Source organism: Pseudomonas haemolytica, from assembly GCF_009659625.1.
In the GTDB taxonomy this organism is placed as follows: domain Bacteria; phylum Pseudomonadota; class Gammaproteobacteria; order Pseudomonadales; family Pseudomonadaceae; genus Aquipseudomonas; species Aquipseudomonas haemolytica.
In genome coordinates this window covers 624,181-630,642 of the sequence record NZ_VOIW01000005.1, presented here as the reverse complement: position 1 = coordinate 630,642, position 6,462 = coordinate 624,181, and the positions used below count along the sequence as shown (strand labels likewise).

Here is a 6,462-nt window from a genome sequence, read left to right as displayed (position 1 = left end):
GGCGACGTCGAGTTTGTCCAGGGCAGCCTTGGCGCGGATGATCGCGGCGGAGTCGTTGGCGGTCACATTGCGCGCTTCCAAGGCGGCAGCGGCGCCGGCACCGTCGAGGCGGTCCATGTTGGCTTCGCTTGCATGGCCGGCGTTGGCGCCTTTGATCACCGCTGCACCGGTGTCCTCGTTGTCGACTTCATCCCAACTCAGCATTGAAATACTCCCTTCTGGTCTGTTCTGACGGCGTGTAAACCCGTCCAAAATAATGTGCGATCTGCAGGCTACTAGGCATTGAAATACTGCGCATAGTGTGGTCGGTAAATACCGATACTGCACACTATGTAGTGGTCTGTTCTGTTTGTCGGCACACTATATGGTGTGTAACAACGACGGTCAACGCACAAGATATGCGGTCATTGGTCGCTGCCGCGCACCGCTTGGGCTTTCACGCGCACGTTTCGTTTGCCCTTGTCGACATGCTAGCGTTTGGAACTTACCTGACCTCTTGAGGGCTCGACGTTGATCCGACTCACCGACTACATCGCGCACTTTGCCCAATCGCCCTTGGCCCCTTGGGCTGACCTGGCGCCGTGGGCGCTGGTCATCCAGGCGCCGGTCATCGTGCGCCAACTCCTGACCTTACTGCCTGCCGATGATTACGACATCCACGATGACATCGCCATCCATCGCAGCGCCACGGTTGAGTCGGGCGCCGTGCTCAAGGGGCCGTTGATCATTGGCGCACACTGCTTTATCGCCAGTGGTTCGCTGCTGCGCGGTGGTTGCTGGGTCGATGAACGCTGCATCATCGGCCCCGGCGCCGAGTTGAAAACCACCTTGATGTTCAGCGGCAGCAAGCTGGCGCACTTCAATTTTGTCGGCGATTCGGTGCTGGGCCACGGTATCAACCTGGAAGCCGGGAGCATTGTCGCCAACTACCGCAATGAGCGGGATGACAAGGAAATACACGTGCGGGTCGATGGGGTGTTGCAGCGTACCGGTTGCGACAAGTTCGGTGCCCTTTTAGGCGACCAGTGCCGGATCGGCGCCAATGCGGTATTGGCGCCGGGGGCGGTACTGATGCCCGCCAGTGTGGTATCGCGTGGGCAGGTATTTGATGGAGAGAAGCAGTAAAGCTGAGTGCTGGGATATATCAATATCGCATAAATAAAGAGTTATATATTCCTTTTGATTTTTGATGGTTTGGCGCATTTTGAAGGCCTGCGCATTCGTGCGGATTGACCCAACAGCCAAAAGGAAAGCCGACATGACCATTAAAGCGATCAACGTACGCAACCAGTTCAAGGGCGTGATCAAGGAGATTCTGCTGGGGGAAGTGGTGTCGGAAATCGACGTGCAGACCGCGTCGGGCATTGTCACTTCGGTGATTACCACGCGTTCGGTGCGTGACCTGGAGTTGAAGGTGGGCAGTGAAGTGATTGCCTTTGTGAAGTCCACTGAAGTGTCTATCGCCAAGTTGTAAGCGTGAAACCACCACAGCGTGCAAGGCGCCATCTTCAGTCAAGTCGATTGAAGATTTCCCTGACTTGATCCTGAGGGAGCAGGCCTTTACCGGTGCCCTCGATCAGCTCAAACGTGCCGTCGGGATTGACTGTGATGCCGAGGGAGCCAGCCAGCGTCACGTTGACCCCCGGTCGCTCTCGAAGCAATTCCCTGAGCGGCTGCCGGCCGTGGAACGATTGCCCGATAGTAGTAGCCATGCCTTGCAGGGAGTCGGAACTGACCCCGCCCACCAGGATGACGCGACCGCCTTCGTTCAACGAGGCTTGCAGTTTTTCCAGCAACGCCTGGGTATCGCCGCCGCGCAGGCCCAGCTCCAGATTGCTGCCGGTCAGGTGCATCAGTGTGCGTGACTGGTAGCGGGTACCGTCCCAGTCGGTGAGCACCGCAATGGCCGAGCAATCGGTCAAGCTGCGGGTTGAGAGCACTTCATCGCCAGCGGTCAGGGTGGTGGCTTCGCCCATGGCGACATGCACGGTATTAGCAGGTTTGAGCCGCGGTCGGGGAAGTACCGGGGCCGGCTCGGTTACCTGCTCGGCCGGATAGGGCTGTTTGGGACGATTGATGAGTTTGTCCATCCAGTCGGGATCCAGGGGGCTCATATTGCGATTGAGGCTTTCACGGATTTTCCAGCCAGCCTGGCTCCATTGGGTCATCGTGGCTTTCAACTGGCGCGTGTAATCAGACGCCGGGCAGGCGATGTCGGCCCATGCATCGACAATCCAGGCGTTAGCCCAGGCGGGCTCGGAGAAGTCCACCGTCGGTTTGACGATTCCCGGCGGGCCGCCGACCACGGTAAAGGCGTGCGCGTCGCTGGCATGCCACTCGGTGGCCCTGGCGCCACTCCTGGTGAGGATATCCCGGGCCAATATGGCCATTTCGCCACAATTGCCCGCACCGGTCTTCATGATCAAATCGCCTGTGTTGGGCGCACGCAGGCTGGTAGTGCGGCGCAACCAGCCCAGCGTCAGCGTCGCCGCATCGGCCCTGGCCAGGTCATTGGCCGAGCGCAACTGATTGCCCGGCCCCAACCCTGTGGCCTTGAACACTTGATTCACCTTGTCTTTGGTTTTTTGCGCATAGAACTGGTTTTGTCGTTTCGCTGGCCAGGAAGGGAAATCGACAGGCGTTTCTAGGGGTGAGACACGATGGGGGCGCAGGGCGATATCCGGTTGCAGGATCGCGTTGGCCTGTTGCAGTTGGTAAATCACTTCGCGCTGTTGGTCGGGACCCAGTCCCTTGCAGAGTCGCTTCAATTCATCAATGTCGTCTGTGCGCCAACCTGCAAGCTTGAGTTGCTTGTAGGCTTTCTTGAGGGTGGGCAGGGCGATGAAGTCGGCCTCCAGGGCCTGCACGCTGTGCTGTGCACTCAGAAACTGGCGGTAACCTTGCGCGAGGCTCAGCTCAAAGGGGCCGCACTTCTTGAAGGTAATGTCCCCCGTCTGCGCCTTGCCCAGTGGCGCGTAGTAGAACTCGGCGGTGTCGGCCTCCACTACCAGGTACTGCTGGCTGCCACTGGTGACGACTACGCCTCTGACTTGGCGTTGATCATCGCTGGCCTTGCTGATGCTGTTGAGCTTTACCACGCGCGTGTCTTTAGCGAGGGCTCCTGCGCTTTCGCCTGCGTAAAAACCGAAGCCTGGGTCGACCATGATCTGGCCGCGCACCTGTGCGTTGTAAGTGATGCGTTCGCCATTGGCGACCGGCAGCAGTTGGGGGCCGGTGTCGCTTTGTACCATTTTGTGCAGGCGCTTCTCGTAGACCACCGTACGTTCGCGTTTAAAGAGCCCGGCTTTGGACGGGAACAACCGCACATGTTCCAGGGCCTGTAGCGGTCTTTCGGATTTGGGCAGGTCTGCAACGAGTTTGATGAAGCATTCGTCGTTGGCGCCGCGCCGTACCCGCCCACCCGTTGCAGGGGCAGGGCAGAAGGCCTCGAAATCCGCTCGTGCCTGGGTATGTTGCGCCGATTCCAGGTCGGTAAGTTCGTTCGGCTGGGTGTTCAGGTAGCGATAAACCCTGCCGCGATCCACCAGGTCATAGCCATTGGCGCGGGGCAAGGTATAGGCGCTGGGCTTCAAAGGATGATCGATGACCATGTGCTGTTTGCCATCGGCGAAAAGCTCGGTGCGTACGGTAATCTTCGTGGGGCGCTCGACCACAGGCTCTTTTACGGTGCCACTTGTTGCCGAGAACAGCGTGTTGAGCAAGCCATCCAATGCGGCCGCAGTGCCTTGTTTTCGGCCGGCCTGGGTGTCACCGGAGATCGCCTTCTCGGTGCCCAGCGTGGTTTCTGCCAAGCCGGTGGCGGTGGCGAAGCCGATGGCGATCGGTTCGCCAATCACCGCGAACTTGGCGGCCAGGCCAGCCGCTGCCGTCAGGTCGTTCAGCCAGGTATCGCGGGTGACCTCGCTGTTGGACTTGATCATCACGTCTGCGTCGCTGGCCATGCGCTTGCGCGTGGCGTCACTTAGCACGCTGAAGACATCGCCATGAATGCGTACATTGGCGCTGTCGATGACGGTGCCTTCGATGCTGTCCCAATAACCGCTGCTCAGGTAACGCAACGCGCTGTCCACGCCGGTGTTCGAGTAATGATCGCCGGTGATGAAGGATTTGAAATCGCTCCAGAACCCGACGTCGTTGTCTTGCCGGTCCCTGAGGCAGAAGTGCGACTCCAGTGCTTGTCGAGCAACCCATTGGTCCATCTGGGCCAGAGAGTCGAACGGCAGAAAAGGCGGCTTATGTGCCGGTATGTACAGCACCTGCACACCGTCCCGGCGGTCCCGCAAGTGCCGATGGGTGCCGTCATCGGCGGCGGTGAAGCGCAGGATATCGTTTGCGGGAAAACCGTTGATATCAAGCATATGGGTGGTTACCACGCCCTCTACGGGCGCTGACGCCTGCAGTTGTTTCACGGTCAGTGGCTGGTGTTCATCCAGCGGCAGGTTGGCGACGGCCCCCATCACCAGACGATAGTGATCCTGCGTGAAGCGATGCTCGGCCGGCATCTTGAGGCGTTCTGCAGGTGAGGCGCGCTCGTAGGCCTTGAGCTGCTCACGCGCCTGGAACACGAACTCGCCCTTCAACAGGGTGCGGTAGTCATCGCCATGATCGCGCCAAAAGTTTTCCTGCACTTGGGTCATGCGTGCCTGAAAGTCACTTTTCCAGCTTTCATGCATCAGTTGGGAGGGGGTAAGCGGGAACTGGTTATGCGCCCCATAGCCGCCCTTTGTACTGTGCCCGCGTCCCACCCTGTACAGGCCAGCCTCCTGGTCAAGCACGCCGGGTAGCCCGTCGTGTTCGTTGAAGTTGCTCAACAGCGCGTCCGGCAGCGACTGGGAAACCGTCGGTTCCTCACCCAGGTGTTCCCAGCCGGTGGCGGTGTCGGCACTTTGGGCTTGCTGGAAGCGATTGAGGAAGACTGTGTCGGCATCTACCTTCAAGCCAGTCAAGGTGAACACGAGCTCTTCGGCCCATTTCTTGGCTTCGTCGCGCACCCTGGGTAGCGCATTGTTCGTGGTCTGCAGCAGTTGCTTGTAGTTGGCTTTCTGGCCGTCTGTCGACGTGGAGTGGCTATGGCGCTGCGGGTTGCGCGGTCGTTGCAGGGGCTCTACCCCATAAGATGGCAACGCGGCAGGGGCATCGCCGGTGATAGGTTTGAAATCCCAGACAATGGGGGCGAGAGGGCGGGGCGGCAGGATCATCGGCGTTCGGCTCCGGCAGGATTTCAATAACACAACGGCTTGCTAAGCCTGGTGTGTGTTGAAAACCTGCGGTGCGGTTCCGGCCGGCGTCAGCGGTTTTGTAAGCTGATCTCCATGCGCTGTAAACCTTCCTCCAGCATCGCCCGTGGGCAACCGAAGTTCAGGCGTACGAACTGCTGGCTGTCATCGCCAAATTCGATCCCTGCACTCAGGCCGACCTTGGCGTGTTCGAGGAAGAACTGTTGCGGGTCTTCCAAGCCCAGGGCGCTGCAATCGAGCCACGCCAGGAAGGTGCCCTGCGGCGCGTGCATCACCACGCCGGGCAGTCGAGTCTGCACCGCATCGAGCAGGTAGTCGCGGTTGGCTTGCAGGTGCTGCACCAGCGCATCAAGCCAGTCGCCGCACTGGCTGTAGGCGGCGCGAGTAGCCTCCAGGCCCAAGGGGCTGACGCTATCGACCATGCCGCAGCGCGCCTGATTAAAACGCTCGCGCACCTCGGCGTTCTGTATCACGGCGAAGCAGGTCTTCAAGCCTGCGACGTTATAAGCCTTGCTCGCCGACATCAGGGTGATGGTGCGCTGGGCAATCTGGGGGCTGAGGCTGGCGATAGGAATATGCCAGCGGCCATCGAAGCACAGCTCGGCGTGGATTTCGTCGCTGATGATCAACGCGCCGCTTTCCAGGCAGGCGTTAGCCATGGCCAGCAGTTCTTCGCGCGGGAACACCTTGCCGATGGGGTTGTGCGGGTTGCTCAACAGCAGGGCACCGGCACTGTTCAATGCCTGGCGCATCGCAGGCATTGGCGTGATGTATTGGCCGTTGATCAGCTCGAATGGCACTTCGATACGCGGCAGGTTCCAGTGACCGGGGGCCAGGCGGATCGGCCGATAGTTGGGGGTTTGCAACACCACCGCTTGGCCGGGCTGGACGAAGGCATGCAGGGCCATGTTGAAGCCAGGCTCGACGCCGGGCAGGAACAGCAGCTCTTCGGGTTGCACGCGCCAGGCGTACTTGGCCCACAGGTCGGCGACGATGGCGTCGCGTACGTCTGGGCCTGCAACGCTGTAACCGAGAATCTGCTGATCGAGACGTGCATGCAGGGCTTGCAATATGGCGGGCGGCGCGGCGATATCCATGTCGGCGATCCACATCGGCAGGACGTCTTGCGGGTAACGGCTCCACTTGGTACTGCCGGTACCGAGGCGTGGGTGGATGGTGTCGAAATCAAAGCTCATGGGAGGCT

The 6,462-nt window shown here is 60.0% G+C and carries 4 protein-coding genes and 1 pseudogene; 2 read left to right on the top strand and 3 right to left on the bottom strand.

Annotated elements, in window-relative coordinates; translation table 11 throughout:
* Nucleotides 1-204, bottom strand: a pseudogene (locus FRT59_RS19360) (ribonucleotide-diphosphate reductase subunit beta); the annotation flags it as partial.
* 306 nt (nt 205-510) lie between these two features.
* Between FRT59_RS19360 and FRT59_RS19355 the strand changes: the two are divergent.
* Together FRT59_RS19355 and FRT59_RS19350 are read left to right on the top strand one after the other, a co-directional pair.
* The gene (locus FRT59_RS19355; protein WP_153872053.1) at nt 511-1,125 is read left to right on the top strand and encodes an LbetaH domain-containing protein; all 615 of its coding nucleotides are present in this window, start codon (nt 511-513) and stop codon (nt 1,123-1,125) included.
* Between the two features lie 133 nt (nt 1,126-1,258).
* A complete protein-coding gene (locus FRT59_RS19350; RefSeq protein ID WP_003173733.1) occupies nt 1,259-1,474 on the top strand; it encodes a TOBE domain-containing protein in 216 nt (71 codons plus the stop codon).
* 34 nt (nt 1,475-1,508) lie between these two features.
* On the opposite strand, the gene FRT59_RS19345 is transcribed toward FRT59_RS19350, so the two are convergent.
* Complete coding sequence (locus tag FRT59_RS19345; RefSeq protein ID WP_198809728.1) at nt 1,509-5,219, bottom strand: dermonecrotic toxin domain-containing protein; 3,711 nt, start codon at nt 5,217-5,219, stop codon at nt 1,509-1,511.
* An 89-nt stretch (nt 5,220-5,308) separates the two neighbouring features.
* Nucleotides 5,309-6,454, bottom strand: a complete 1,146-nt coding sequence (locus FRT59_RS19340; RefSeq protein WP_153872052.1) for a MalY/PatB family protein — start codon at nt 6,452-6,454, stop codon at nt 5,309-5,311.
* Between the last annotated feature and the right edge of the window lie 8 nt (nt 6,455-6,462).

Coding starts and splice junctions, on each gene's coding strand:
- FRT59_RS19350 (WP_003173733.1), top strand. CDS start 1,259: ATGACCATTAAAGCGATCAACGTACGCAACCAGTTCAAGGGCGTGATC.
- FRT59_RS19345 (WP_198809728.1), bottom strand. CDS start 5,219: ATGATCCTGCCGCCCCGCCCTCTCGCCCCCATTGTCTGGGATTTCAAA.
- FRT59_RS19340 (WP_153872052.1), bottom strand. CDS start 6,454: ATGAGCTTTGATTTCGACACCATCCACCCACGCCTCGGTACCGGCAGT.